Raw genomic sequence first — 2,968 nt, 5'->3', positions numbered from 1 at the left:
GATGATCAATAACTGGTGTTCGGGCATCATCATTACCATAACAGCCGATAAAATGTGGCGAAGTATCTTCAATGGTTATCCAAAGGATGTTTGGTGGCTCCGCTGAGTTAAGCTGACAAGATGTAGCGAGTGCCAGAATAACTATGCCAAACCAGTACAATCGGTGGATTTTTTTCATTATGTTGCTTTATCGTGATAGATTTTGAGTTCACTACCGCAAGTTGCAACATCTCTTTTAAAAGTACGAGCCAATTTTAATCAGAAAATAGTACATTATTATTCTTTGATAACGTCCCACAATTATCACACAGGAGTGCATAGAGAACCATATCGGTTATTATTCTAACTGTGTATCTGCATTTTATAACATCCCTGTTGCAATGCTACTCAACTCATTCTCTCAACAGAGAATTTACTCAATTATATGGTCATTCTCATAATCCTGTTAAATGTACTTCGCCACTCAATTATAAAACAAGCTTAAGGATTACCAACTTCCAGATTCTATTTTAAGAATGATAATAAGTCAGAAACCTTGAGAAGAAGCACTACAGACAATGATTTAAAGGCTTTATTTTAATACACTACTCTATAGTAAATAGCTTTTCTGGGTTCAGATCTAAAATCTAATTATGTTCTACGACTTTATGTAACAAAAAAAGAGACTTGATACCAAGCCTCTTGTCACTATCATATTTCTAATCTTAAATTCGCTTCATCATGTATTCAACCTCTTTTATTTGAGCACTTAACATATTTTGCTTATCTAACTTTTTGGCATCCATTAAATAGATTTTGGCTACTTTTTTATTTCTCTTCGATAAATAGAAACCTGCCAAGTTTAACTTTGCCATTGCTTGATCACTCTTAAGTCGCAATCCTGTCGAAAGGGCTTTTTTAAAGCTTTTCTCTGCCTTTGAAGGCTGATTAGTTTGTGCTTGCGTTAGGCCTAAAAGGTAATAATAATAAGCTTCCTGCGTCTTCATCATATTTTCAGGACGCTTCACTTTTGAAAGAATGCGTTCTACTGTCTGAAACTTACTTTTTCGAATAAAATAAAACGCCAATAAGTTCATTTCATTCTTAAAGTGGAACAATACAAAAAACAATGAGATAATAACAGTTAGTACTCCCCAACCAACAATGCCACTAACAAAAAGAAAAACCGATAAAATAGTTAGAAGGACGGCCGCGATTAATCGTATATATTTCATGATGCTTTTTTTAATGATTTAAGGTCACAAAACAATGCATTTTATGCAATAAAACAAGCGTTTCAGCACCATCATTTTCTTTAGTATCGTTATTACATTGTAAAACAACGCAGTAAAAAATGCATTTTTTAGATTTAATTTGAACGGCGCATTATCACACGCAACCTTCAAAATGTATTTGCTAAACGTTTAGTTCGCCACATAACTTTTATGCATGTAATAAAGTCTTGAACTCTACTAATTCAAATCATTTCTTTTGGTTTGCTTTGCTTGTTGTGAGCGCAGTTTGAATTACCTTTGGCAAAACTTGCAACTAATTTCTCCAGCACATCAACATTTAGCCTTTAATAAGATAACAATTTTTGTGTAGAGAATATTTATTTCTTCTTTTATATGGATTTCTTTTGGTCCAATGAAACTGAGGGTGCCCGGTTCTCACATTATTCATTAAATTCAGCAGCTCCAAGCATTTTTCAGGATGATTATCAGATACCTCAGCCAACTCCGGCAAATCATAAAACACATGGTACAATTCAATCTTTTTATTTAACACAACCCTAAGCTATTTCCAATCTCCTTTTCTGATTAACTGCACAGGACCTTTACCTTCATTATATTCCCAATACATATAATCATGTTGCTTTTGATTAATTGAATCACCCAATAAATCAGGTAAGAATGATATACCCACTATTTCATCATAAGTACATGTTTGACGCGTCATTAATACTTTAAGGGTCATAATTCCAAAGCTTCCCAGTTTCATTTTTGTCGTTATATTAGTACCTATATTGAATTATAAAGAATTAAATCAGCTGCAACATAGCAATACGTAATTATACAATAACCAGCACATTTTTGATCTTTGGGGTTCCGATCATTAATCAGCCATGCGGGTGTTTTCATTTACACACCTTACGATATTCGTAGGGCTGCAGTGTATTAATAGCCGCCGGAAGCATCAGAGATATCGAATAACAACATTCAATTGAATTATGAATAGTGCCAAGCATTATTCCATAATAAAAGGAGCCCTCAACTGAAAGCTCCTTTTGAAATCAAGTAATTATTGTAAATGATTATTTCACAAAACCTGTAATACTGGTTAGTTTTTAATGAACTTTATTGTGTGATTGAAACCTGTTGCCTGGATATTTAAAATATAAACACCTGGTGATAAGCTGGAAATATCCATCTTCGCAACAGATTCGGTAGTTTCATAGTTATCAACAACTGAACCATTACTATTTATCAGAGAAATAACCACTCTGCCTTCAACAGCTCCCAATTCAACATTAACAAAGTTGGAGGCCGGATTTGGATAGATGCTAACAGACCTGTTATTTAATCTACCAATTGCTGTTACTGTTACATTAACCGGTTCTGATGTCACTGAACCGCAGGTTCCATTCGTAATAATTACCGAATAATTACCTGTTTTAGTTACTGTGTAGCTTTGGCTTGTTGCACCGTCAATTGGCGTATTGTTACCATCAACATCAATCCATTGATAGGCCATTCCGTCTTGATTAGCTGTTAATACATTTCCCTCTACTGAAACGGTATTATCAATAATGATGGCTGCTGGCGCTTCTGCAAAAACAGATACGCCCATATCGTTGGCACAATCAACTGTTGTTGTACCCGTTACCGGCGTTATACATTCCTTGCTAATTGAATATGAGTACTCACCGTAGGGCACGCCGGCAAACATCACATCTTCCATTGGTAAGCCCTGCACCGTATAGCTTTCG

3 protein-coding genes are annotated in these 2,968 nt (G+C 35.0%); all 3 read right to left on the bottom strand.

Features of this window, described 5'->3' with window-relative positions; translation table 11 throughout:
• Positions 1 to 704 precede the first annotated feature (704 nt).
• The gene (locus tag KDU71_RS22585) at positions 705 to 1,214 is read right to left on the bottom strand and encodes a tetratricopeptide repeat protein (protein ID WP_212193400.1); all 510 of its coding nucleotides are present in this window, start codon (positions 1,212 to 1,214) and stop codon (positions 705 to 707) included.
• 562 nt (positions 1,215 to 1,776) lie between these two features.
• Entirely contained in the window at positions 1,777 to 1,980 is a 204-nt protein-coding gene (locus KDU71_RS22580; RefSeq protein WP_212193399.1) for a hypothetical protein, read from the bottom strand.
• Between the two features lie 339 nt (positions 1,981 to 2,319).
• The coding region (locus KDU71_RS22575; RefSeq protein ID WP_212193398.1) for a T9SS type A sorting domain-containing protein at positions 2,320 to 2,968 on the bottom strand (649 nt) is incomplete at its 5' end.

The organism is Carboxylicivirga sediminis, assembly GCF_018156225.1.
Classification (GTDB): domain Bacteria; phylum Bacteroidota; class Bacteroidia; order Bacteroidales; family Marinilabiliaceae; genus Carboxylicivirga; species Carboxylicivirga sediminis.
This window is presented reverse-complemented; position numbering and strand designations above follow the sequence as displayed.